Source organism: Kitasatospora sp. NPDC090091 (genome assembly GCF_044747365.1).
In the GTDB taxonomy this organism is placed as follows: domain Bacteria; phylum Actinomycetota; class Actinomycetes; order Streptomycetales; family Streptomycetaceae; genus Kitasatospora.
The window spans coordinates 202450-224297 of the sequence record NZ_JBIVDY010000009.1; the positions used below are offsets into that span (position 1 = coordinate 202450).

Annotated in this window: 24 protein-coding genes; 8 read left to right on the forward strand and 16 right to left on the reverse strand. The window is 74.0% G+C overall.

Translation table 11 applies throughout. From position 1 onward, the window contains the following. Positions 1–19: 19 nt before the first annotated feature. From ACIPSC_RS18010 to ACIPSC_RS18025, 4 genes are all read right to left on the reverse strand, one after another. A complete protein-coding gene (locus tag ACIPSC_RS18010; protein ID WP_400826688.1) occupies positions 20–415 on the reverse strand; it encodes a PPOX class F420-dependent oxidoreductase in 396 nt (131 codons plus the stop codon). A gap of 228 nt (positions 416–643) precedes the next feature. Next, on the reverse strand, positions 644–1135 hold the full coding sequence (gene ispF, locus ACIPSC_RS18015) for a 2-C-methyl-D-erythritol 2,4-cyclodiphosphate synthase (protein WP_400826689.1): 492 nt from the start codon (positions 1133–1135) through the stop codon (positions 644–646). Beyond that, a complete protein-coding gene (gene ispD, locus ACIPSC_RS18020; protein WP_400826838.1) occupies positions 1125–1874 on the reverse strand; it encodes a 2-C-methyl-D-erythritol 4-phosphate cytidylyltransferase in 750 nt (249 codons plus the stop codon). The genes ispF and ispD overlap by 11 nt, the downstream gene beginning before the upstream one ends. A 273-nt stretch (positions 1875–2147) precedes the next feature. Beyond that, positions 2148–2630, reverse strand: a complete 483-nt coding sequence (locus ACIPSC_RS18025; protein ID WP_030244332.1) for a CarD family transcriptional regulator — start codon at positions 2628–2630, stop codon at positions 2148–2150. 414 nt (positions 2631–3044) lie between these two features. Between ACIPSC_RS18025 and ACIPSC_RS18030 the strand changes: the two genes are divergently transcribed. Next, a complete protein-coding gene (locus ACIPSC_RS18030; RefSeq protein ID WP_400826690.1) occupies positions 3045–3749 on the forward strand; it encodes a DUF461 domain-containing protein in 705 nt (234 codons plus the stop codon). Positions 3750–3945: 196 nt separating this feature from the next. Here the strand turns inward: ACIPSC_RS18030 and ACIPSC_RS18035 are convergent, their stop codons facing one another. Beyond that, positions 3946–4638, reverse strand: coding sequence for a response regulator transcription factor (locus ACIPSC_RS18035; protein WP_238863613.1), 693 nt, complete (start codon positions 4636–4638; stop codon positions 3946–3948). A gap of 2 nt (positions 4639–4640) precedes the next feature. Next, a complete protein-coding gene (locus tag ACIPSC_RS18040; RefSeq protein ID WP_400826691.1) occupies positions 4641–5927 on the reverse strand; it encodes a sensor histidine kinase in 1287 nt (428 codons plus the stop codon). Between the two features lie 306 nt (positions 5928–6233). Between ACIPSC_RS18040 and phoU the strand changes: the two genes are divergently transcribed. Together phoU and ACIPSC_RS18050 are read left to right on the forward strand one after the other, a co-directional pair. After that, positions 6234–6920, forward strand: a complete 687-nt coding sequence (gene phoU, locus ACIPSC_RS18045; protein ID WP_400826692.1) for a phosphate signaling complex protein PhoU — start codon at positions 6234–6236, stop codon at positions 6918–6920. Positions 6921–7243: 323 nt separating this feature from the next. Next, positions 7244–7420, forward strand: a complete 177-nt coding sequence (locus tag ACIPSC_RS18050) for a hypothetical protein (RefSeq protein WP_400826693.1) — start codon at positions 7244–7246, stop codon at positions 7418–7420. Between the two features lie 125 nt (positions 7421–7545). On the opposite strand, the gene ACIPSC_RS18055 is transcribed toward ACIPSC_RS18050, so the two are convergent. Together ACIPSC_RS18055 and ACIPSC_RS18060 are read right to left on the reverse strand one after the other, a co-directional pair. After that, the gene (locus tag ACIPSC_RS18055; protein WP_400826695.1) at positions 7546–8133 is read right to left on the reverse strand and encodes a lytic polysaccharide monooxygenase; all 588 of its coding nucleotides are present in this window, start codon (positions 8131–8133) and stop codon (positions 7546–7548) included. Positions 8134–8395: 262 nt separating this feature from the next. Further along, positions 8396–9154, reverse strand: coding sequence for a phosphoglyceromutase (locus ACIPSC_RS18060; protein ID WP_400826696.1), 759 nt, complete (start codon positions 9152–9154; stop codon positions 8396–8398). A gap of 147 nt (positions 9155–9301) precedes the next feature. Here ACIPSC_RS18060 and ACIPSC_RS18065 point away from each other — a divergent pair, with 147 nt between their 5' ends. Continuing rightward, complete coding sequence (locus ACIPSC_RS18065; protein ID WP_400826697.1) at positions 9302–10645, forward strand: MDR family MFS transporter; 1344 nt, start codon at positions 9302–9304, stop codon at positions 10643–10645. A gap of 34 nt (positions 10646–10679) precedes the next feature. On the opposite strand, the gene ACIPSC_RS18070 is transcribed toward ACIPSC_RS18065, so the two are convergent. Both ACIPSC_RS18070 and mshA read right to left on the reverse strand, forming a co-directional pair. Beyond that, positions 10680–11234 (reverse strand): YbjN domain-containing protein, encoded by a 555-nt coding sequence (locus ACIPSC_RS18070; RefSeq protein WP_400826699.1) that lies wholly within the window; start codon positions 11232–11234, stop codon positions 10680–10682. Between the two features lie 167 nt (positions 11235–11401). After that, the gene (gene mshA / locus ACIPSC_RS18075) at positions 11402–12727 is read right to left on the reverse strand and encodes a D-inositol-3-phosphate glycosyltransferase (RefSeq protein WP_400826840.1); all 1326 of its coding nucleotides are present in this window, start codon (positions 12725–12727) and stop codon (positions 11402–11404) included. Positions 12728–13146: 419 nt separating this feature from the next. Between mshA and ACIPSC_RS18080 the strand changes: the two genes are divergently transcribed. Then, positions 13147–13977: a class I SAM-dependent methyltransferase gene (locus tag ACIPSC_RS18080; RefSeq protein ID WP_400826700.1), complete on the forward strand. Its 831-nt coding sequence runs from the start codon at positions 13147–13149 to the stop codon at positions 13975–13977. A gap of 155 nt (positions 13978–14132) precedes the next feature. On the opposite strand, the gene ACIPSC_RS18085 is transcribed toward ACIPSC_RS18080, so the two are convergent. After that, complete coding sequence (locus tag ACIPSC_RS18085; protein ID WP_400826701.1) at positions 14133–14702, reverse strand: O-acetyl-ADP-ribose deacetylase; 570 nt, start codon at positions 14700–14702, stop codon at positions 14133–14135. A gap of 235 nt (positions 14703–14937) precedes the next feature. On the opposite strand from ACIPSC_RS18085, the gene ACIPSC_RS18090 reads away from it, so the two are divergent. Further along, entirely contained in the window at positions 14938–16413 is a 1476-nt protein-coding gene (locus tag ACIPSC_RS18090; RefSeq protein ID WP_400826702.1) for a PP2C family protein-serine/threonine phosphatase, read from the forward strand. Positions 16414–16579: 166 nt separating this feature from the next. Here the strand turns inward: ACIPSC_RS18090 and ACIPSC_RS18095 are convergent, their stop codons facing one another. The 3 genes from ACIPSC_RS18095 to ACIPSC_RS18105 form a co-directional block, all read right to left on the reverse strand. Continuing rightward, the gene (locus ACIPSC_RS18095) at positions 16580–16915 is read right to left on the reverse strand and encodes a DUF2516 family protein (protein WP_313764399.1); all 336 of its coding nucleotides are present in this window, start codon (positions 16913–16915) and stop codon (positions 16580–16582) included. Between the two features lie 149 nt (positions 16916–17064). Next, complete coding sequence (locus tag ACIPSC_RS18100; RefSeq protein WP_400826703.1) at positions 17065–17607, reverse strand: hypothetical protein; 543 nt, start codon at positions 17605–17607, stop codon at positions 17065–17067. 17 nt (positions 17608–17624) lie between these two features. After that, positions 17625–18041, reverse strand: a complete 417-nt coding sequence (locus ACIPSC_RS18105; RefSeq protein WP_313764401.1) for a helix-turn-helix transcriptional regulator — start codon at positions 18039–18041, stop codon at positions 17625–17627. A 293-nt stretch (positions 18042–18334) separates the two neighbouring features. Between ACIPSC_RS18105 and ACIPSC_RS18110 the strand changes: the two genes are divergently transcribed. Next, positions 18335–18556 (forward strand): hypothetical protein, encoded by a 222-nt coding sequence (locus tag ACIPSC_RS18110; protein WP_400826704.1) that lies wholly within the window; start codon positions 18335–18337, stop codon positions 18554–18556. 84 nt (positions 18557–18640) lie between these two features. Here ACIPSC_RS18110 and ACIPSC_RS18115 read toward each other — a convergent pair whose 3' ends face one another. Beyond that, positions 18641–19747: a MerR family transcriptional regulator gene (locus tag ACIPSC_RS18115; protein ID WP_400826705.1), complete on the reverse strand. Its 1107-nt coding sequence runs from the start codon at positions 19745–19747 to the stop codon at positions 18641–18643. Between the two features lie 201 nt (positions 19748–19948). Between ACIPSC_RS18115 and ACIPSC_RS18120 the strand changes: the two genes are divergently transcribed. After that, positions 19949–20563 (forward strand): YceI family protein, encoded by a 615-nt coding sequence (locus ACIPSC_RS18120; RefSeq protein ID WP_400826707.1) that lies wholly within the window; start codon positions 19949–19951, stop codon positions 20561–20563. Between the two features lie 286 nt (positions 20564–20849). Here the strand turns inward: ACIPSC_RS18120 and ACIPSC_RS18125 are convergent, their stop codons facing one another. After that, positions 20850–21815 (reverse strand): LysR family transcriptional regulator, encoded by a 966-nt coding sequence (locus ACIPSC_RS18125; RefSeq protein WP_400826709.1) that lies wholly within the window; start codon positions 21813–21815, stop codon positions 20850–20852. Positions 21816–21848: the final 33 nt, after the last annotated feature.

Genomic DNA, 21848 nt, shown 5'->3' on the forward strand with positions numbered 1-21848 from the left:
CGGCCGGGCGGGGCCCGGCTCAGAGGTTGCCGACCACCTTGCGCGGGGTGAGCCGCACCACCACCCGCACGTCCTCGGGGCCGTCGAAGCGGTAGACCTCCTCGCCGCGGTACTTGTGCGCCAGCTCGTCGATCAGCTCCTTGCCGCCCTCGCGGGTGAAGCTGACCGCACCGCGCACCTCCGTGTAGGTGTACGGGCTGTCCGGCGGGTTGACCACCAGGGAGATCCGCGGGTCCCGGACCATGTTGAGGTGCTTGCGGCGGCCCTCCACGGTGGAGAAGAGGATGTCCTCGCCGTCCCGCTTCACCCAGACCACGGAGGACTGCGGGCTGCCGTCGGGCTGGATCGTCGAGACCACGGCGAAGCTCTTGCCGTCGATCAGGGCCTTGGCCCGGTCGGAGAGGTGTTCGGCCATCGGGGACCTCTTCTCGTCAAGCGGCGGAGACGGGCGGACCTGCCGAGCGGGCCCGCACCGAACGGTAGCGACTCCCGCCCCGACAAACCGTTCTGAACACCCGTCAACACCCGGGAATTCCCGGACCGGACCACTGTCGGCCCCTGCGGACCACTGCGGTCCCTGCGGAGCCCTGCGGACCGGCCGGGTGGCCGCTCGACGCCGGGCCGGCGTCGAGCGGCCGCCGGGTCAACGCCGCTCGTAGACCAGCGCGGTGGCGATCGCCGCCAGCCCCTCGGCCCGGCCGGTGAGACCGAGGCCGTCGGTGGTGGTGCCGGAGACCGACACCGGCGCGCCGACCGCCGCCGAGAGCGCGGCCTGGGCCTCGTCCCGACGCTTGCCGATCTTCGGCCGCACGCCGATCACCTGGACCGAGACGTTGCCGATCTCGAAACCGGCCTCGCGGACCAGCCGGGCCGCCTCCTTGAGCAGGGTGACGCCGGAGGCGCCGGACCACTCGGGCCGGTCGGTGCCGAAGTGCGCGCCGAGGTCGCCGATCCCGGCGGCCGAGAACAGCGCGTCGCAGGAGGCGTGCGCGGCCACGTCGGCGTCCGAGTGCCCGGCCAGGCCGTACTCGGCGCCCGGCCACTCCAGCCCGGCCACCCAGAGCGGGCGGCCGGCCTCGAAGGCGTGCACGTCGGTGCCGACGCCCACCCGGGGCAGGATCGGATCAGTAGCCATCGGAGGCCCTCCTGCGGGCGAGCACGGCCTCGGCGAGCACGAGGTCCAGCGGACGGGTCACCTTGAACGCCTCCTCGTGGCCGGGCACCACCACGACCCGGCCGCCGAAGCGCTCCACCAGGCCGGCGTCGTCGGTGACCGGCGGCAGGCCGCCGGCGGCCTCCTCGGTCAGCGCCTTCTCGTGCACGGCGGCCAGGGTCTCCCGGCGGAAGCCCTGCGGCGTCTGGACGGCCCGCAGGGTGGACCGGTCGGGCGTGTCCAGCACCGGCTCGGGGCCGCCCCGGTTCGGCTCGACCCGCTTGACGGTGTCGGCCAGCGGCACGGCCGGCACCACCGCCTCGGCCCCGGCCCGGACGGCGGCCGCGACCGCGTCCACCACCTCGACCGGGACGAGCGGGCGGGCCGCGTCGTGCACCAGGACGATCTCCACGTCGGCCGGGATGGCGGCCAGGCCGAGCCGGACCGACTCCTGACGGGTGGCCCCGCCGGCCACCACGCGGATGTCCTTGCCGTCCAGGCCGTGGCTGTCGAGCAGCCCGACGACCTCGGCCACGCCGTCGGCCGGCGCGGCCACCACGACCAGGCCGACCGCCCGGCTGCGGGCGAGGGCGCGGACGGCGTGCACCAGGAGCGGCACACCGCCCAGTTCCCGCAGGGCCTTGGGGGCGCCGGGCCCCAACCGCTCGCCGCGTCCGGCGGCGGGCACCACTGCTGCTGCGACTGCTGCTGTGGCGTTCAGGTTTCACTCCTTCGGCGAAGTGGGTATGGCCATGGCGTGCACGACGGGCGCGGGCCTCTTCCGTGAGCACCACCGGTCTCCCGCCCACAGGACACGCAGCACGGAACGCGCAGAAACGGTCATGCGGGCCAGGGCCGGCCGGCTCGGGTGAGGGGGCGTCGTCCGGACACGCCTCAGCGCCCGAAGTGCCACTGCACCACTCTCGGACGTACGGTCCGGTGAGCGGCGCGCCGGCATCGGGCGCTGTGTGCGGTGGGCGGAAGCCCGCCTGCCCTACGAGGCCAGCACCTCGTCGAGCAGCGTCTCCGCCTTGTCCTCGTTGGTGTTCTCGGCCAGCGCGAGCTCGCTGACCAGGATCTGGCGCGCCTTGGCGAGCATGCGCTTCTCGCCGGCCGACAGGCCGCGCTCGCGCTCGCGACGCCAGAGATCGCGCACAACCTCGGCGACCTTGATAACGTCACCCGAGGCGAGCTTTTCGAGGTTCGCCTTGTAGCGACGGGACCAGTTGGTCGGCTCTTCGGTGTACGGTGCGCGAAGCACCTCGAAGACCCGGTCCAGACCCTCCTGGCCGACTACATCGCGCACGCCGACGAACTCCGCGTTCTCGGCGGGCACGCGGAGCGTCAGGTCTCCCTGCTGCACCTTGAGCACCAGGTAGGTCTTGTCCACACCTTTGATCTGGCGAATTTCGATGGCCTCGATCAGCGCGGCCCCGTGATGGGGGTAGACCACCGTGTCGCCAACCTTGAACGTCATGTGACAGGACCCCTTCCGTGGCTTTCCAGAATAACACGCCCCACGGCGCACCCGAAGGGCGTTTTCGCAGGTCAGGGCAGGTCTCGGGGCTTGACAAGCACCCCCATGACGTGCTGCGACCGGTGTTCGAGACGAGCTTCCCGCAGGTCGGAGGCGGTTCCGGCACCCATTGAAACCTGCGGCAACACTCCCGAAACCGTGATTGGATCTTGGGATTTCACCGTTTATCGGGCCGTTTCCCGATCGTGATCCGATCTTGGTCACTCTTGATCTGGACACGGCGATGTGCGGCCGTACGGGCGCCAGGCCGCGACCCGGCGGGCGACACGGGGACCACCCCGTGAGGAGCGCATAAGCAGGGTCGATAATCTGAGACCTGACCAACCGACACGTGACCTAGGAGAAGCCGCCGCCGTGAGCCGCAGCCTTCGAGTCGGCAGCATCGCCGCCATCGCCGCCCTCGCCATCGCCTCGCTGTCGGCCTGCTCGGCCGGCAACACCGCGGAGACCCTGGAGATCAAGCCCGACAACGCCTCGGCGACGATCGGCACCGATCTCCTCATGAACAACATCGTCGTCGTCACGGGTGACGAGAGCTCCGGCGAGCACACCGGCCCCGCCAACGTGACGGTGAACATCAGCAACACCGGCGCGCTGCCCGCCGAGCTGCAGTCCATCGCCGTGGGCAACGCCAACGCCGCGCTCGCCGACGCCGCGGGCGCCCCGCTGACCGGCATCGTGATCCCGGCCAACGGCGCGGTGGCGATCGGCGGCGCGGGCAACCCGTCCGCCCGCGTGCCCTCCGTCACCGTGAGTGTCGGCGGCTTCGTGACGACCACGTTCACGTTCAAGAACGGCCAGTCGGTGCAGGCCGAGGCTTCGGTCAGCCCGAACAAGGGCCTGTACAAGGGCTTCGGGCCGACCGCCAGCCCGGCGGCCGTGCCCACCAAGGCCGCCTCGCCGGCCACCGCCGGCACCGCGACCACCCCCGCGCCCGCCACCGGTGCCGCGACCGCGCCGGCCACCGGCGCCGCGACCACCCCCGCCGCCGGTGCGACCACCCCCGCGGGTGCCGCCACCGCGACGGGCGCCGCCACCCCGGCCGCCGGGACCCACTGACCCCGGTCCCGAACCGACCCCGGTCCCGAGCGGGCCGGGGTCCCGCGCGGCCCGGGCGATACCGCGACCGCGGCGACAGCGACGGCGAAGGCCCCCTCCGGCAGCTGCCGGAGGGGGCCTTCGTCAGGGCCGGCGGCCGGGCCCCACCACGGGGCCCGGCTCCCGACCCGGCCGACAGCTCGGCTTGCGGCTCGGCTTACGGCTCGAACTTGTAGCCGAGGCCGCGGACCGTCACCAGGTAGCGCGGCGCGCCCGGGTCCGGCTCGATCTTCGCCCGCAGGCGCTTCACGTGGACGTCCAGGGTCTTGGTGTCACCGACGTAGTCCGCGCCCCAGACCCGGTCGATCAGCTGCATCCGGGTGAGCACCCGGCCCGCGTTGCGGAGCAGCATCTCCAGCAGGTCGAACTCCTTGAGCGGCAGGTCGACCTTGGCGCCGTCCACCGTCACCACGTGCCGGTCGACGTCCATCCGGACCGGGCCGGCCTCCAGGGCGCCCGGGCCGCCGCCGTCGCCGGGGCCCTCCGCCTCGCCGCGGCGCCGCAGCACCGCGCGGATCCGGGCGACCAGCTCACGGGTGGAGTAGGGCTTGGTGACGTAGTCGTCGGCACCTATCTCCAGACCGACCACCTTGTCGATCTCGCTGTCCTTGGCGGTGACCATGATCACCGGCACGTTGGAGCGCACCCTGAGCTGGCGGCAGACCTCGGTGCCGGGCAGTCCCGGCAGCATCAGGTCGAGCAGGACGAGGTCGGCGCCGTTCCGTTCGAACTGCTCCAGGGCGTCGGGGCCGGTGGCGGCGATGGCCACCTCGAAGCCCTCCTTGCGGAGCATGTACGAGAGGGCGTCGCTGAACGACTCCTCGTCCTCGACCACCAGTACACGGGTCACGATCAGGCCTCCGGGGCAAGCTGGGGGGTTGTGTCTGACAGGGGTTCCGCGGCGTCCCCGGCCGGGGGCGTGAGATCCGCGGGGGCCTGCCCGGCGGGCAGGCGGAGGGTGAAGGTGGAGCCCTGGCCCTCGACGCTCCACACCGACACGGTGCCGCCGTGCGAGGCGGCCACGTGCTTGACGATGGAGAGGCCCAGGCCGGTGCCGCCGGTCTGCCGGGAGCGGGCCGGGTCGACGCGGTAGAAGCGTTCGAAGACCCGCTCGCGGTCCTTCTCGGAGATGCCTATGCCCTGGTCGGTCACCGAGATCTCGATCAGCTCGCCGTCCGCCTCACCGAGGGCGGCGGCGCTGGAGATCCGGCGGGTGGCGATCGCGACCCGGGTGCGCGGCGGGCTGTAGTTCACGGCGTTCTCGACCAGGTTGCCGAGGGCCGCGGCCAGCTGGCCGCGGTTGCCGTGCAGGTAGAGGCCGGCGATGCCGCCGGCCGAGATCAGGATCTGCTTCGCCGCGGCCTGCTGACGGCAGCGGTCGATCGCCTCGGCGATCAGCTCGTCCACCGCGACCGGCTCCGGGTCGGTCATCAGGCGGTCGTCCTGGACCCGGGAGAGGTCGATGATCTCCTGGACCAGGCTGGCCAGCCTGGTCGCCTCGATCTGCATCCGGCCGGCGAAGCGCTGGACGGCCTCCGGGTCGTCGGCCGCGTCCGCGACCGCCTCGGAGAGCAGCGAGAGCGCGCCGACCGGGGTCTTGAGCTCGTGGCTGACGTTGGCCACGAAGTCGCGGCGGACCGCCTCGACCCGGCGGCGCTCGGTCTGGTCCTCGACCAGGACCAGGACCAGCCGCGAGCCCAGCGGGGCGACCCGGACCGAGACCGCGAGCGGCTCGGCGGCGCGGGCCGCGCCCGGGCGGGGCAGCTCCAGCTCGACCTGGCGGATCTCACCGTCCCGCCGGGTGGAGCGGGCCAGCGCGAGCAGCTGGTCGACGGCGACCGCGCCGCCGCGGACCAGGCCCATCGCGTAGGCGGCGGAGCTGGCCTTGACCACCTCGTCGCCATCGCCGAGCACGACGGCGCAGGAGCGCAGCACCGAGAGCACGGTGTCGACTCCCGGGGGAAGCGGGGGTTCCTGGGCGGTTCCGCCCAGAGTCTGCTGCCGGTTCCTGCCGCTGGTGCTGCTGTACCTGCCCCTGGCCTGTTCGCGCTCGCTCCAACGGAAGGCGATGGAGGCCGTGAGGCCGACGCCGAGCCCGGCTATGGCGCAGGCAGCGGCGGCGGCCACGTTCACGTCCATACCGAAAGCCTAAGCGCACCGCGCGGGCGCTCCCCAAGGGTCGGATCAAGGCATCGGCCTCGCGTTGCCGAGAATTCACCTCCACGTGGCTGTCGATTCACCGGACCGGCCGTGCGTGGTCGCCCGGACGGCCGAGAGTTGGCCACGCAGCCCGTGTGGGAGTGGGCAGCGGGCCGAAAAGAGGTCCGCCGCCCAGGTGCGCGCGTACCATTCGCGCCACCAGCAGCGGTCGCCCGTACACCGTATTCGCGGTCGTACCGGCTGACCGGTCGGCACCGCCACCGACACAGCTTCTGAGGAGAGAGCATGCGCGACGCGTACCACGAGGAACTCGACTCGATCGGCGACAGCCTGGTCGAGATGGCCCGGCTGGCCGGCTCGGCGCTGGGCCGGGCCACCACCGCGCTCCTCGACGCGGACCTGGCGCTGGCGGAGAGCGTGATCGCCTCCGACGAAAAGATCAACGAGCTGCACCACGAGCTGGAGAACCGGGCGATCGACCTGCTCGCCCGCCAGCAGCCGGTCGCCACCGACCTGCGCATCGTCGTCACCTCGCTGCGGATGAGCGCCGACCTGGAGCGCTGCGGCGACCTCGCCCGGCACGTGGCCAAGGTCGCGCGGCTGCGCTACCCCGAGTCCGCGGTGCCGCGCGACCTGCACGCGACCCTGCTGGAGATGGGCCAGCTCGCCCAGCGCCTGGTGGCCAAGGCCGGCCTGGTGATCGCCACCAAGGACGTCGACAAGGCGCTGGAGCTGGAGCAGGACGACGACGCGATCGACGCGCTGCACCGGGAGCTCTTCGCCCACCTGATCGACGAGCGGTGGCACCACGGCATCGAGACGGCCGTGGACGTCACGCTGGTCGGCCGCTACTACGAGCGTTTCGCCGACCACGCGGTCTCGGTGGCCAAGCGCGTGGTGTACCTGGTGACCGGCGAGCACGTCGCCGAGTTCGTGGCCGCCACCGAGGCGGCCGAGTCCGTCCGCGACTGACCGCGGTACGGCCGCGGGGCCGGGCGCCGTACGCGGCGGCCGGCCCCCGGCTGTGCCCCGGGGGCCGGTGCCGCAGGGGCTCCCTGCCGGGGCTCGATAGCGGTCTCGATTCCGGGGCTCGCGCCGGGGCTCGGTCCCGCGCCGGGCTTCTGCGCGGAGGTGCTCACCCCGAGGGGTGAGTAAACCTCACACCGGGGTGGTGGGGGCGCACGCCAACCCCGACACCCCACCACTGCGCGCCCGTTGACGCTCCCTCCGATCGGCGGCTTCACTCGATGACGTGGGCACCGACGTGTGCCCGTCACAAGGGAGGGTCCAGCGCGATGAAGGCAAACCCGACTCGACCGGCACCGGCCACCGACACCGTCGAGCCGATCGCCCCGAAGCTGCTGCCCGTCCTCGCCGCCGGCTGCGGCTGCGGTCCGGGCTGCGGCTGCGGCTGCCAGTCCGGCGCACCCTGCCAGTGCGGCGGCGCCGACGGCGGCTGCTGCGGGCACTGAGGCCAGGCACCCGACGAGCTCCGTGGTGCACGGCCGCCGTGGGAGACGGTCGTGCACCCCGGTCTGCCCGTAGGCCGACCGGCCCGGCACCACTCGGCACCGGACACCTTCGGAGCGAGGTCTGATCAGAACCGGACGTCGGTGCAGGAGTAGAAGGCGTTGCCGGTGTCCGCGATCTCCCAGACCGCGACGACCACCTGGTGCCCGGTCCGGCCGCCGGGGACGGTCGCCGTGTGGCTGAGCGTGCTCGGCACCTGGGCACCGTTGTAGGGGACGGTCAGGAACGGCGTGAGTTCCAGGTTGGCCCGGGTGACCTTCTGGGCGGCGTCGTAGCCGGGCTTGGTCAGGTAGTACTTGAAGTTCGTGGTGGCGTGCCGGGCGGTGAACTTCCAGGTGAAGGTCAGCCGCTGGCCGGCCGACACCTTGGTGGTGGGCCAGCCGCCACCGCGCGGGTCGTCCAGTTCGGCGAACCGGCTGTTGCCGCCGGCGCAGATGGCGCCGTCGGCCGGCCCTCTGCCCGGGAAGCCCTTCGGCCCCTCGACGCTCTGCGGCTCCCAGCGGATCTCACCGCAGTCGGCGACCGTTCCGGCGGCGCAGAGAGCGGCCCGGCTGGGCGGGGTCGAGATGTAGCCGTGGGACTGCGCCGGCAGGGCGAGCGTGAGCGGGACGGCGACCGCCGCCGCCACTGCTCCGACGATGTGACGTGTGCGCATGGTGCTCCTCCGTGGGGGTGGATGGAGAGTGCGCCGGGCACAGACGCGCGCGCGTGGGGGTGCGGCGGCCGGATCGATCCGAGGGGAGATCGCCGGCATGCCTGCGCCGGGTCGGTGCTCACACGGTAGGAGCCGCCACCGGCGGCCGTCAATGGTCTGAACCACTCCTGCGAGCGCGAACATCCTTGCCGCACAGCGGAGTTGAACGACGAAGGCCCCATTCCCCGCCGATGCGGAGAGTGGGGCCGTCTCGCCTTCGGGCTTACTTCTTGCCCTGGTTCTTGACCGCCTCGATGGCGGCCGCGGCGGCCTCCGGGTCGAGGTAGCGGCCACCCTTGGCGACCGGCTTGAAGTCGGCGTCCAGCTCGTAGAGCAGCGGGATGCCGGTCGGGATGTTGAGGCCGGCGATGGCCTCGTCGGAAATGCCGTCGAGGTGCTTGACCAGCGCGCGCAGGCTGTTGCCGTGGGCGGTGACCAGGACGGTACGGCCGGCGGCGAGGTCCGGGACGATGGCGTCGTACCAGTACGGGAGCATCCGGTCGACGACGTCCTTCAGGCACTCGGTGCGCGGGCGCAGCTCGCTCGGGATGTCCGCGTAGCGGGCGTCGCCGGCCTGCGAGTACTCGGCGTCGTCGGCCAGCGCCGGCGGCGGGGTGTCGTAGGAGCGGCGCCAGAGCTGGAACTGCTCCTCGCCGAACTCGGCCAGGGTCTGGGCCTTGTCCTTGCCCTGCAGAGCGCCGTAGTGCCGCTCGTTCAGACGCCAGCTGCGGCTGACCGGGATCCAGTGGCGGTCGGCCTTGTCCAGGGCGATCTGCGAGGTGCGGATCGCGCGGCGCAGCAGCGAGGTGTGCACAACGTCGGGGAACAGGCCCTCGGCGGCGAGGAGCTCGCCGCCGCGGGCGGCCTCCTTCTCGCCCTTCTCGTTGAGGTCGACGTCGACCCAACCGGTGAACAGGTTCTTCTGGTTCCACTGGCTCTCGCCGTGGCGGAGCAGGATGAGTCGGTACGTCGTGTCAGCCATGGCCCCCAGCTTAGTGGAGCCCCGAAAACCGCTGGTGGGCCCCCACCTGGCTGTGTAATGTACGCATCGCCATTGCACCACTTACCCAACCGCTGGGCGGACGCGGCCTGCCGTCCAGCGGACACCTGCTGCCCAGGGAGCCCCCACATGCCCGTGCTGCCCGTCCCCGCCGGTGTCCGAAGAGCAGTGGTCGAGGCCGTGAGCGGGCTGCCGCGCCAGTTCTGGTGGCTCTGGACGTCGACGCTCATCAACCGCCTGGGCGGGTTCGTCGTCACCTTCCTCGCGCTCTACCTGACCGCCGACCGCGGGTACTCGGCCTCGTACGCGGGCCTGGTCGCCTCACTGTTCGGCCTCGGCTCGGCGATCGCTTCGATCGGCGCCGGGGTGCTGACCGACCGGATCGGGCGGCGGCCGACGCTGGTCACGGCCCAGCTGGGCACGGCCCTGTTCACCGCGGTGCTCGGCTTCGCCGACGGCCCGGTGGCGATCGCCGTGGTGGCCTTCCTGGTCGGCCTCTGCAACAACGCGACCCGGCCGGCCACCTCGGCGATCATCGCGGACATCGTGCCCGCGGCGGACCGGGTCCGCGCCTACTCGCTGAACTACTGGGCGATCAACATCGGCTTCGGGCTCTCGGCGGCCGTCGCCGGCCTGATCGCCACCCGGGGCTACCTCACGCTCTTCCTGCTGGACGCGCTCTCCACGCTCGTCTGCGCCGTGGTGATCTTCGTCCGGATCCCCGAGACCAAGCCGGACGCCCCGGCCGCCCGGGCCGGGGAGCCGTCGATCGGCCTCGGCACGGTGTTCGCCGACGCCCGCTTCATGGCGGTGGTGGGCCTCAACCTGCTGCTCGCCCTGGTCGCCCAGCAGGGCAGCACCACGCTCGCCGTGGACATGGGCCGGGCGGGGATCAGCTCCACCGAGTACGGCCTGGTGATCGGCCTCAACGGCCTGCTGATCGTGGTGCTGCAGATCCCGCTCAGCCAGTGGATGGAGGGCCGCAGCCGGACTGCGCTGCTGATCGCCAGCGCGCTCTTCATCGGGTGGGGCTTCGGGCTGACCGCGCTGGCCGGTTCCTCGGCGTGGTTCTTCGCCTTCACCGTCGCGGTCTGGACGATCGGCGAGATCCTCAACGCGCCGACCATGATGGGCCTGGTCGCCGAGCTGTCGCCGACCCACGCCCGCGGCCGCTACCAGGGCGTCTACTCGCTCTCGTGGTCGCTCGCCTCGTTCCTCGGACCGGCCTTCGGCGGGGTCCTGCTGGAACGGGCCGGCGGGGCAGTGGTGTGGGGCGCGTGCGCGGTCTGCGGCACCGTGGCGGCGGCCGGGTACGCGCTGCTCGGCCGGCAGCCCGGCGCAGCCACGGAAGCGGCGGAAGCCGCGGGGGTGGAGCCGGCGGCGGGGGCGGACGCGGTGCCGAAGACCGGGGCGCCGGTCGGCGCCGCGGAGCCGGCGGACGCCGGGCCGGAGCGGGCCCCGGCCAGGTCCTGACCGGGTACTGCCCCGGCCCCGGCCGGGCGGGCCGCTACTCGGCGGCCGGAGCCGCGGAGTCGGCGCCCTGAGCCACCACCGGGCCGCCCGCAGCGGCCAGGTGGGAGAAGGCGGACAGGTTGCGGGTGGACTCGCCGCGCTTGGTCCGCCACTCCCACTCACGGCGGATGGCGGACGCGAAGCCCAGCTCCAGCAGGGTGTTGAACGGCTCGTCGGCGTTGTCCAGCACCGTCCCGAGCAGCCGGTCGACGGCGTCCGGGGTGAGCGCCTCCAGCGGCAGGCGACCGGCCAGGTAGACGTCACCGAGCCTGTCGATCGCGTAGGCGACGCCGTACAGCCGGGTGTTGCGCTCCAGCAGCCAGCGGTAGACCGCCTCGTGGTTCTCGTCGGGGCGGCGGATCACGAAGGCGTTCACCGACAGGGTGTGGTCGCCGACCCGCAGGGCGCAGGTGGTGCTCAGCTTGCGGGTGCCCGGGAGGGTCGCCACCAGCGTGTACGGGTCGGCGGTGGCCGGCTCCCAGGCCACCCCGGCGTCGTCCAGGGCGGTGCGCAGGAGGGCCAGGGCCTCGTCCTTGGTGCGGATTGCCATGGGGGTGACGTTACTCGGCGGTACCGGTGGCGCGCAGCAGCGGACCCGGCCCGGCCGCGGGCGCGTCCGCCGGGCACCCGAAGCCGGGCACCGGAAGCCGGGGCCCGGCGTCGAGCCAACAGTCCGGCCCCCGGCGCGGTCCGCGACCGGCCGGGCCCCGGTGCGGGTCAGACCAGGCGGCGGAGGGAGCCGGTGCGCAGGCCGGCCGGGCGGGCGAGGCTGCCCGCGTACACCTCGGCGGTGGTCGCCGCGGCGGTGTCCCAGCCGAAGGCCGCCGCGTGCCGGGCCGCCGCCGCACCCCGCTCGACGACCAGGCCCGGATCGGTGACGTACGGCTCCAGCGCGAGGGACCAGGCCACCGGGTCGTGGCCGTCGACCAGCGTGCCGGTCACGCCGTCGCGGACCGCGACCGGCAGCCCGCCGACCGCGGCCGCCACCACCGGCGTGCCGCAGGCCTGCGCCTCCAGCGCGACCAGTCCGAAGGACTCGCTGTACGAGGGCATCACCAGCGCCGTCGCCGCGCGGTACCAGTCCGCCAGCCGGGCCTGGCCCACCGGCGGGTGGAACCGGACCACGTCGCAGATGCCCAGCTGGGCGGCGAGCTTGTGCAGGCTCTCCGGCTTCGCCAGGCCGGTGCCGGACGGGCCGCCGACCACCGGCACCACCAGCCGTTCGCGCAGCTCGGGCCGGCGCTCCAGCAGCACCGCGACGGCGCGCAGCAGCACGTCCGGCGCCTTCAGCGGCTGGATCCGGCCGGCGAAGAGCAGCACCGCGGCGTCCGCCGGCAGGCCGAGCGCCGACCGGGCCGCGGCGCGCGCGGCGGGGGCGGCCGGGCGGAAGACGTCCAGGTTGACGCCCGGGTGGACGACGGCCAGCTGGTCCGGCCGGGCCGCGTAGTGGCGGGCCAGCTCGGCGGCCTCCTCGGTGGTGTTGGCGATCAGCCGGTCGGCGGCCTCGACCACCTGCGTCTCGCCGATCACCCGGGCGGCCGGCTCGGGGGTGTCGCCCTCGGCCAGCGCGGCGTTCTTGACCTTCGCCATGGTGTGCATCGTGTGCACCAGCGGCACGCCCCAGCGCTGGGCGGCGAGCCAGCCGACCTGGCCGGACAGCCAGTAGTGCGAGTGCACCAGGTCGTAGTGGCCGGGGCGGTGGCCGGCCTCGGTGCGGAGCACGCCGTGGGTGAAGGCGCAGAGCTGGGCCGGGAGGTCCTCCTTGACCAGCCCCTCGTAGGGGCCGGCCGTCACGTGGCGGACCAGGACGCCGGGGGCCAGCTCGACGGCGGGCGCGTCGTCCGAGCAGATCGCCCGGGTGAAGATCTCGACCTCGATGTCGAGCGCGGCGAGGCGCTTGGCCAGCTCGACGATGTAGACGTTCATGCCGCCGGCGTCACCGGTGCCGGGCTGGTGCAGCGGGGAGGTGTGGACGCTGAGCATGGCTATCCGGCGCGGCCTGCGCTGGCGGCCCGCCACCAGCGACTGGAGCCGGCCGCGCACGGGCGCGGCCGGCTGGGCACGGCGTACCGAACGGACGGGGTGCTGGATCACCTGGCTGAAGCCTCCTCTGTGCTGCCCGTCTCTGCAGCGCTGCCCGCTGCCCTGCTGTCCTGCTGCGCTGCCTGCTGTCCGGTGTGCCGCTGCCGCTCACGCCGCATCGCCGCACCGCGGTGTCCGCACGCCCCGTCCGGGCGCACATCACCACCAGTGTGCCAACCACGCGGTCATCGACCGGCATTCCCGTCCCGGGCGATGAGATGGCCCACGGCGGTGGTCGGCCGCACCCCGGGGCCGGTGGGCGGGCCCGCGGCCCCGGTCGCGCGGGCGCCCGGCGGGCGCGGAGCCGGGGCGGGCGGGCCCGGTCGGGCGGGACGGAACGGCCGCCCGGGCGGTCCGCGCGGCCGCGTACGCTTCTGGGCATGGCCGCCACCTTCGACTCCTCGACCGCGCCTGCCCGCGGGCGGGTGGGCCGACCGGTCGGCACCGTGACCCGCGGCACCACCAACACCAACCGGCTGCGCCGGATGGACCGCTGGATCGCCCACACGCTCGGCCCGGTGCTGCGCTCGGCCGACCGGCCGCCGGTGGCCGTCGACCTCGGCTACGGCGCCGCGCCGTGGACGGCGGTCGAGCTGGCCGGGCGGCTGCGGTCGGTGCGGCCGGACGTCCGGGTGGTCGGGATCGAGATCGAGCCGGAGCGGGTCGCCGCCGCCGTGCCGTACGCCGATCCGCCGCTGCTCTCGTTCCGGCGCGGCGGTTTCGAGGTGCCGCTGGACGGCGGCGCCCCCGCCCAGCTGATCCGCGCCGCCAATGTGCTGCGGCAGTACGAGGAGACCGCGGTGGCGGCGGTCTGGGAGCGGCTCTGCGACCGGCTGGCGCCGAACGGGCTGCTGGTCGAGGGGACCTGCGACGAGATCGGGCGCCGGCACGTCTGGGTCGCGCTCGGCCCCGAAGGCCCCCGGACGGTCACCTTCGCGGCCCGCCTCGGCGGCCTCGGGCAGCCCTCCGACCTGGCCGAACGACTGCCCAAGGCGCTGATCCACCACAACGTGCCGGGCCGGCCGGTGCACGCCTTCCTCGCCGACTTCGACCGGGCCTGGGCCGCGGCCGCCCCCTACGGGGCGTTCGGAGCCCGGCAGCGCTGGGTCGCGGCCTGCACCGCGCTGGCGGGGTCCTGGCCGCTGGTGGACGCGCGCGGCCGGTGGCGGCAGGGCGAGGTCACCGTTCCCTGGACGGCGCTCGCCCCTTAGGGGCGCGCGACCCGGCCCGGCAGATCGTCCCTGCGCTCACCCCGCCTTCGCAGACCAGGTGAACGATCCCCGGGATTCACTCGAACGAGTTATCGAATATCTCTGGCGTGTTGACGCCTCGTCACGCCACCATGGGGGCGTCCCGATCCGCGCCCTCAGTCCTGCTCCCGCTGCCCCTCCCCCTCGGCCCCCATCCCCCGCCACACCTGCTCGAACGTCCCGTACGCCACCGCACCGAACAGCACGAACCGCACCTCCGTCAGCTCTCGGGCCGGCCCGGCGACCGCCGCCGCGACGGTGCCGAGCGCGATCCGGGCCGCGTCCTCCAGCGGCCACCCGAACACCCCGGCCGACACGGCCGGGAAGGCCACCGTGCGCGCGCCCAGCTCCGCCGCCACCCGGAGCGACTCGCGGTAGCAGGAGGCCAGCTGCTCCGCCCTGTCCTCGTACGCGTCCTCCCAGTAGACCGGCCCCACGGTGTGCACCACCCAGCGGGCCGGAAGCCACCCGGCCGTGGTCGCCACCGCCTGCCCGGTGGGCAGACCACGCCCCCAGTGCGAGGCCCGGAGCCTGCGGCACTCCTCCAGGATCTGCGGCCCGCCCTTGCGGTGGATCGCACCGTCCACGCCACCACCGCCCAGAAGAGAGGAGTTGGCGGCGTTCACCACCGCGTCCACCTGCTGTTCCGTGATGTCACCCTCGACCAGGGTGATCCGCGTCGCCACTATCTCCGCCCTTCCTGTCGGTCCGGACCCCGCCCGTGCCGGGCCCCGACCGCCGTTCCCGTCCCGTCCACCACACCACCCGCCGGCGTGGCAATAGCCACAACGCCGCCGGTCGGCCAGAGAAATCCCCGGAGATCACGTTATGGTCGCGAGAAGTTCCCCGACGCAGGGTGCCAGGCGGGCACTGCGGACGATCGCCGACCGTTACGCATGCGGGGAAAGGGAGGATCAGCCGATGCCCGCAACGGGAGACGGGCGGGCACCTGGTGCCGCAGACCTGCCGGGCGCCGTCGACGGCGCCCTCGCCGACCGTGCCCGCACCCGGTCCGCCGGCGACCGGTCCGCCGCTCCGGCCACGGCGCCCACCCCGATACCCCACCCCCGGTCCGACGCCTCGGCCGCCGTCCGCGACTCCCGCACCGCCCCCTCCGCCGCACCGCTCAAGCTGCTGGTGATCGAGGACGACGCCTCCGACGCCCAGCTCCTCAAGGCTGCGGTGGCCGACAGCGGCGCCCCCATCGAGATCCACTGGGCCCGTGGCCTGGAGCAGGCCTCCGAACTGCTGGCGCCCGCCTCCGCCGCAGCCCGGCGCGGCCGGCCGCGCAGCACCGACTTCAGCTGCGTCCTGCTCGACCTCGCCGCCCCGGCCGACCTGCCGCACCCCTCCGACGCCTCCGACGGCCTGGAGGGCCTGCACGAACTGCTCCGCCGCGCGCCGCACACCGCCGTCGTGGTCCTCACCGACGCCGCCGGCGCCGAGCTGGGCGCCGCCGCCGTGGCCGCCGGAGCCCAGGACTTCCTGATCAAGCACGAGACGGACGGCCCGCTACTGGCCCGCGCCCTGCGCTACGCGGTCGAGCGCAAGCGCGCCGACGAGTCCCAGCGCAGGCTGGTCGAGGCCGAGCTCCGCGGGCAGGAGAACGCCCGCCTGCAGCGCCATCTGCTGCCCACCCCGCTGCTGGACGGCGCCGGGCTCTCCTTCACCCGGCGCTACCGCCCCGGCCGCCGCCGCGCCCTGCTCGGCGGCGACTTCTACGACGCCGTGCGCACCGACGACGGCACCGTTCACGTGGTGATCGGCGACGTCTGCGGACACGGCCCGGACGAGGCCGCGCTCGGGGTGGCGCTCCGGATAGCGTGGCGCACCCTGGTCTTCGCCGGGCTCACCGGCGAGGCCCTGCTCACCACCCTCCAGCACGTCCTGGAGCACGAGCGGCGCAGCGACGAGATCTTCGCGACGCTCTGCATGCTGGTCATCGAGCCCCGCGGGGCAACCGGCCGGCTCGACGAGCTCGGCGCCGTCGAGACCGCCCGGCTCTACCTGGCGGGCCACCCCGCACCCCTGCTGCTCGGCTCGGACCACAGGCCGGTCATGCTGCCGGCCGACCTGGCCGGACCGGCGCTCGGCCTCCTCCCCTGCGACGACTGCGACGCCGTCTGGCCCGCGCACCGGCTCGAACTGCACCCCGGCTGGCGGCTGCTGCTCTACACCGACGGCCTGATCGAGGGCCGCGTCGGCGCCGGGTCGCGCCGGCTGGGTCAGGACGGGCTGGCGGACCTCATCGGCGACCACCTGGCCGCCGGGCTGACCAGGGGCCGGCTCGTGGACAGCGCGATCGCCGAGGTCGAGGAGCTGAACGGCGGCGCGCTGGCCGACGACGTCGCCGTGCTGCTGCTGGAACGCAACCCGGTGCAGCTGATCCTGGGCTGACGCGGAGAGCGGAAAGGGGTGAGCCCCGGTGCTCGCGGATCGGTCCCGCGAGTACCGGGGCTCACCCCTTCGATCATGTCCGGCGCGAATCGGCTCGGCGCCGATGGTCCGGCGCCAGCGCCGACGGTCGGCAGCCGATGGTCCGGCGCCGATCGGCCCGGCCGGTCTACCAGGGGCCGTAGGGGCCCATGTTCCGGTCGTTGCGGCCGCCCCGGTTGGTCAGCGCCCGGATCGCCGGGCGCACGTCCACCATGTAGACGATGGCCGCGACCAGGCCCGCCAGTGTCAGGAAGCCCAGGCCGAACAGCAGGTCCAGGCCGAACGCGATCCCGAGGAGCGCCAGCCAGAACCCCTTGGTCTTCTTGTCCGCCGCCCGGTAGGCGTCCTCGCGGCGGGTGGCCGCGTCGACCAGCGCGAACAGCTTGAACCCCAGGATGGCCACGGCCAGCCACCAGAACGGGTTCAAGTAGTCCAGGACCAGCACCTGGCCCACTCCGCCCATCGCGGCCTCCTCTGCGTCTCGGCTCGGTGTCCCGGCTGCCACCCATCGTGGCACGGCGATCCGCCCGCCACGGTGTCAACGTTCCGGGGTCACCAGATGTGCCCCGGTCGGCCCGGGTCCAACCCCGACCGCGGCGCAGTGGGCGGGTACTACTCGGCGGACTTCCGGCCCTTGGCGGACTTCTTCGCGGCCGGCTGCTCGTCGGCCGCCGCGTCGTCCCCGGCCGGGTCCTCGACCAGCTCGGCTTCGACCGGCTCGTCCGCGACCAGCTCGACGTCGACCCGCTCGGTCTCGGCGGACTCCACCGCGCCACCGGGACGGCCCCGGTCGACGACGCCCCGGCCGCGCTCGGCGAGCTCGTCGTAGGCCTCCTTGGCCTTCACCGCCAGGTCGACCGCCCGGCCGACCTGCTGGAGGGCGAAGGACTGCGCCTTCTCCTGCAGCTCCTTGAGGTCGGCGGGCAGGGTGGTCACGCTGTCGGCGACCTTGGCCTGAGCCTCGACCAGCAGGGTCTGCGCCTCCTGGAGCCGGGCCGCGGCCTTCTCCTGCGTGCCCTTGCGGTCCGCGGCCAGCGCCTCGACCTTGCCCGGCACCTCGCGCAGCTTCTCGTAGGCGAGGTCGCCCGCACCGGCGAGGGCGTAGAGCGGGGTCGGGTCGCTCAGGGTCTTCTTGATGTCGTCCGCCATCGGCATGGCCGGTCTCCCGTGGTCTAGGTTGCCGGGCCGGCGGCCTCCGGGCCGCCGTCGGCGTGGTCGTCGGGCGCCGCGTCCGAGTCCTTGCGGGCGGCGTTCTCCTTGAGGAAGGCGTCGTAGACCGCGAGCAGCGCCTGCTTCTGCTGCTCATTGATCAGCGGATCGGCCAGGATCGAGGCCCGCAGTTCCAGGCCCTCGCCCCGCCGCTCCTCCAGGATCCCGGCCTGGACGTACAGCGTCTCCGCCGAGATCCGCAGCGCCTTGGCGATCTGCTGGAGGATCTCCGCGCTCGGCTTGCGCAGCCCCCGCTCGATCTGGCTGAGGTAGGGGTTGGACACGCCGGCGGCCTCCGCCAACTGCCGCAACGAGTACTGCGCGTTGCGACGCTGCTCGCGGATGTACTCGCCCAGCGAGCCGACGTTCAGTGAGGCCATGCGACCACCCTGCACCACGCTGCTTGCAAAAGCAAGCACGCCGCTAGCAGCAGCAAACACGCGGCGGCGGGCGGTCGACCGCGGCGTGACCGGGGCGGGCCGGCGCGGGGAACGGGGCGGCGCAGCGCGGGGAACGGGGCGGCCGGGTAGCGTCCGGGGGATGGGGAGCAAGCGGCGGTTGCGGCGGATGGTGATCGACGGGGACGTCCGGCTCTGGTCGGTTCACCACCGGCACCCCGACTGCCGGGAGGTGCTCACGGTGCACCGGGAGGGCGGGGGGGGCGCTGCGGATCGTGTTCCGCCCCGGGCCCGGGCGGTTCGTCCCCGACGGCTTCCTGCACTCCGGGCAGGTGGCCGACGACCGGGACGGGGTGCTCAACCTGCACCTTCCCGGCGCGGTCCGGCAGTTGCTCGACGAGGCACGGGCGCAGGGGCTGGAGGTGCCGGAGCGCGGCAGCGCGGAGGCCGACGGCCGGCCGCTGTTCGACGCAGCGACGGGTGCGGGCCGGGCCTGACCGTCCGGCGCTTCGGTGATGCGGGGCCAGAACCCGGCGAGCAGGGCGGACACTCCGCCCGCCGGGGCGGCGACTGCTGTGTGATCACACACCGTCCGGGACGCGGATCGGCATCAGGATCGAGAAGGTGCCGGCCCGCCCCTCCGTCCGCACGGCCAGCGGGGCGATCGGACCGCCCACCTCCAGGACGAGCTGCTCGGGGCCGCCGGCCCGGACGGCGTCCAGGAGGAAGTCGCGGTTGACCGCCACCCGGAGGCCGCCCGGGGCCGGCTCGGCGGCCTCGGCGGCGACGGTGAGCCGGCCGTCCGGGTCGAAGGCGAGCACGGTGGCCTCGCAGGCGGTGCCGTGCGGGCCCGAGGGCAGGGTGCGGGTGACGCCGGACTCGACGGCCTCGCGCAGGTCGGCGGCGGGCACACCGGCGCGGTGGACCGGGTCGAGCCGGACCAGCGAGCGGTAGTCCGGGTAGTCGTGGCCGAGCGCCGCACCCTCGATCCGGTGGCCTCCGGTCTCGGCCCGGACCAGGCCGTCGCCCAGCGTCAGCCGGGCCTGGTCGCCGCCCGAGCCGAGCAGCGCGCGGAGCGCGTCGACCAGCGCGGTCGGCACGATCGCGGCGACCGACGCCTCCGTCGACCGCTCGCCCGGCACCGGCACCTCGGCCAGCGCCAGCCGGTACCGGTCGGTGGCGACCAGCCGCAGCAGACCGCCGTCGAGGTCGAACAGCACCCCCGAGAGCATGGGCAGTTCGGGGTCGGCGGAGACCGCGAAGCGGACGGCGTCCAGGGCGGCGGCCAGCTCGCGAGCCGGAACGGTGAGGTCGTACGCGGTGGAGGCGGCGGTCATCGGGTTCTCCCTCTGGTCGATCAGGTCGCGGATCAGGGAGAGCTCCCGGCGGGCATCGGCGAGGCCGTCCTCCAGCCGGCGCAGGTGCGCGTCGACCACCCGGTGGGCGGCCCCGGAGCCCGGCGCCGCGCCCAGCACGGCCCGGATGTCGGCCAGCGGCAGGCCCACCCGCCGCAGCCGGCAGAGCAGCCGGGCGTCGGCCAGCTGGTCGGCCCCGTACCAGCGGTAGCCGGTGCGCGGATCGACCCAGGCGGGGCCGAGGACGCCGGCGCCGTCGTAGAACCGCAGCGCGCTGACGCCGAGGCCGCTGTCGCGGGCCAGTTCACCGATGCTGCGCAGGCCGCTCTCCATGCCGGAACCTTGGGGCCTCGACCAGGTCGAGGGTCAAGCCGGGCGGCCGGACCGGGCTCGACGGTACCCGGGCCCCGGTCCGCCGCCCGGGCGGCTTTCGGGACTGCCCCGAAGTTGTGGTTGAACTTTGAACGAAACCGTCCTACAGTGGAGCCAACAAGTTGAAGCCTAAACAATCGGCTTCGAACCCGAGGAGGAGCCATGGGCCTGTTCAACCGCACCAAGACCGCCGCGACCGCCACCACCGTCGTCGCCGAGGCGCCCGCCGGGCCCGACCTGGCCCACCTCTCCGGCGACTGGGCCATCGACACCACCCACAGCGAGGTCGGTTTCTCGGTGCGCCACGCGATGGTCACCAACGTCAAGGGCCGCTTCACCGAGTACGACGGCAAGCTGAGCCTGGACGGCGCCGAGCCGGGCAACTCCAGCGCCGAGCTGGTGATCAAGGTCGCGAGCGTCGACACCAACCAGGCCCAGCGCGACGAGCACCTGCGCACCGGCGACTTCTTCGCCGCCGAGACCTACCCGGAGATCCGCTTCCGCAGCACTTCCGCGGAGCGACTGCGCGGCGACACCTACCGGATGACCGGTGAGCTGACCATCAAGGACACCACCCGTCCGATCGTCCTCGACCTCGACTACACCGGCAGCGCCACCGACGCCTACGGCGCCGAGCGGGTCGGCTTCGAGGGCACGGCCGTGCTGGACCGCACCGACTGGGGCCTCACCTACAACGCCGCCCTGGAGACCGGCGGCGTGCTGATCGGCGAGAAGGTCAAGCTCAGCTTCGACATCTCCGCCGTCCGGGCGGCCTGAACCGGCCGACCACGACTGCCCCCGGCACACCGGGCACCGGCCCACCCGGTGCCCCGGCGGTCCGCACCACGACCGCCCCGCACACGCCCCGCCCCTGCCGACCCCCGAGCGGCAGGGGCGGGGTCGCTTCCGGCCACAACAGCGCCAGTGCGCCCGGCCATTCCGCGCCGACGGCGCCAACAGCCCTCCCGTGCGCCGGTCCGAGCCGCCGCAGGCCGTCCGACCGGCCCCAGGCCGGCCCGAGGCCCCGACCGCCCGACCGCCCGACCGCCCGACCGCCGAGCGGCTAACGCGCCAGCAGCGCGGCGTCGGCCGCGGGCAGCCAGCTGCCCGCCGGACGCCGCAACCAGCGCTCCTCCGCGCCGAGTTCGGCGGCGGCCGTCACCAGCGCGGCCAGCCCGGGGTGACGCAGGTCCGGCCGGTGCACCAGGCTGAGCAGGGTCAGCGGCACCGGCTCCACCAGCGGCAGGTTCACCACCCCGGGCATCACCAGCCCGCCCACGGTGGTCAGCATCGGATCGCGGTGCCGGGCCATGTAGCGGACGGTCTCGTCCACCCCGACCGGCGGCACGTGCGGTGCGGCCGGCACCAGGCCGTGCTCGCGCAGCAGCCGGACACCGAGGTCCGCCCACTCGGTGGTGGCCGGATTGCCGGCACAGATGTCGACCGGGTGGCCGACCAGGTCCGCGAGCCGCAGCACCGGGCGGTCGGCCAACGGGTGGTCGGACGTCATCATCACCGACACCCGCTCCAACCGGACCGGCACCTGGACCAGTTGGGCCTGCAGGCCGGCCGCGAGACCGGCGAAGCGGCCGAACGAGACGTCCAGCCGGTGGCCCACCAGGGCGGCGGCGGCCGCCGCGAGCCCGCCGTGGAAGCGGGCCAGCAGCTCCCCCTCCGGCCAGGCGGCCCGGGCCCGTTCGAGCACCCGGTCACCGGTCAGGTCCGGCCCGCTGAGGTCGCTGTTGAGGTCCATCAGCAGGGGCCTCGCCGCCTCGCCGGCCACGATCTCGTCGTGCAGCGCCAGCAGTTGCCGGACCTTCGGCAGCAACCGCTGCCCGGCCGGGGTGAGTTCGACGTTGCGGGTGGTCCGGGTGAAGAGCGCGTCGCCGAGCAGCCGCTCCAGCGTCCGGACGTCCCGGCTGAGCGCCTGCTGGGCGACGTGCAGGCGCTCGGCGGCCCGGCCGAAGTGCAGGGTCTCGGCCGTCATGGCGAAACCGCGGAGCAGGCGGGGGTGCAGGTCGGCGGGCATGGCGGCAGATTAACAACACTGTGTTGTCGATGC

Coding starts and splice junctions, on each gene's coding strand:
- ACIPSC_RS18105 (WP_313764401.1), bottom strand. CDS start 18,041: ATGGCCTCACTGAACGTCGGCTCGCTGGGCGAGTACATCCGCGAGCAG.
- ACIPSC_RS18090 (WP_400826702.1), top strand. CDS start 14,938: ATGCCCGCAACGGGAGACGGGCGGGCACCTGGTGCCGCAGACCTGCCG.
- ACIPSC_RS18095 (WP_313764399.1), bottom strand. CDS start 16,915: ATGGGCGGAGTGGGCCAGGTGCTGGTCCTGGACTACTTGAACCCGTTC.
- ACIPSC_RS18040 (WP_400826691.1), bottom strand. CDS start 5,927: ATGGACGTGAACGTGGCCGCCGCCGCTGCCTGCGCCATAGCCGGGCTC.
- ACIPSC_RS18070 (WP_400826699.1), bottom strand. CDS start 11,234: ATGGCAATCCGCACCAAGGACGAGGCCCTGGCCCTCCTGCGCACCGCC.
- ACIPSC_RS18055 (WP_400826695.1), bottom strand. CDS start 8,133: ATGCGCACACGTCACATCGTCGGAGCAGTGGCGGCGGCGGTCGCCGTC.
- ACIPSC_RS18050 (WP_400826693.1), top strand. CDS start 7,244: ATGAAGGCAAACCCGACTCGACCGGCACCGGCCACCGACACCGTCGAG.
- ACIPSC_RS18080 (WP_400826700.1), top strand. CDS start 13,147: ATGGCCGCCACCTTCGACTCCTCGACCGCGCCTGCCCGCGGGCGGGTG.
- ACIPSC_RS18065 (WP_400826697.1), top strand. CDS start 9,302: ATGCCCGTGCTGCCCGTCCCCGCCGGTGTCCGAAGAGCAGTGGTCGAG.
- ACIPSC_RS18100 (WP_400826703.1), bottom strand. CDS start 17,607: ATGCCGATGGCGGACGACATCAAGAAGACCCTGAGCGACCCGACCCCG.
- ACIPSC_RS18120 (WP_400826707.1), top strand. CDS start 19,949: ATGGGCCTGTTCAACCGCACCAAGACCGCCGCGACCGCCACCACCGTC.
- ACIPSC_RS18115 (WP_400826705.1), bottom strand. CDS start 19,747: ATGGAGAGCGGCCTGCGCAGCATCGGTGAACTGGCCCGCGACAGCGGC.
- ACIPSC_RS18010 (WP_400826688.1), bottom strand. CDS start 415: ATGGCCGAACACCTCTCCGACCGGGCCAAGGCCCTGATCGACGGCAAG.
- ACIPSC_RS18025 (WP_030244332.1), bottom strand. CDS start 2,630: ATGACGTTCAAGGTTGGCGACACGGTGGTCTACCCCCATCACGGGGCC.
- ACIPSC_RS18125 (WP_400826709.1), bottom strand. CDS start 21,815: ATGCCCGCCGACCTGCACCCCCGCCTGCTCCGCGGTTTCGCCATGACG.
- ispF (WP_400826689.1), bottom strand. CDS start 1,135: ATGGCTACTGATCCGATCCTGCCCCGGGTGGGCGTCGGCACCGACGTG.
- phoU (WP_400826692.1), top strand. CDS start 6,234: ATGCGCGACGCGTACCACGAGGAACTCGACTCGATCGGCGACAGCCTG.
- ACIPSC_RS18060 (WP_400826696.1), bottom strand. CDS start 9,154: ATGGCTGACACGACGTACCGACTCATCCTGCTCCGCCACGGCGAGAGC.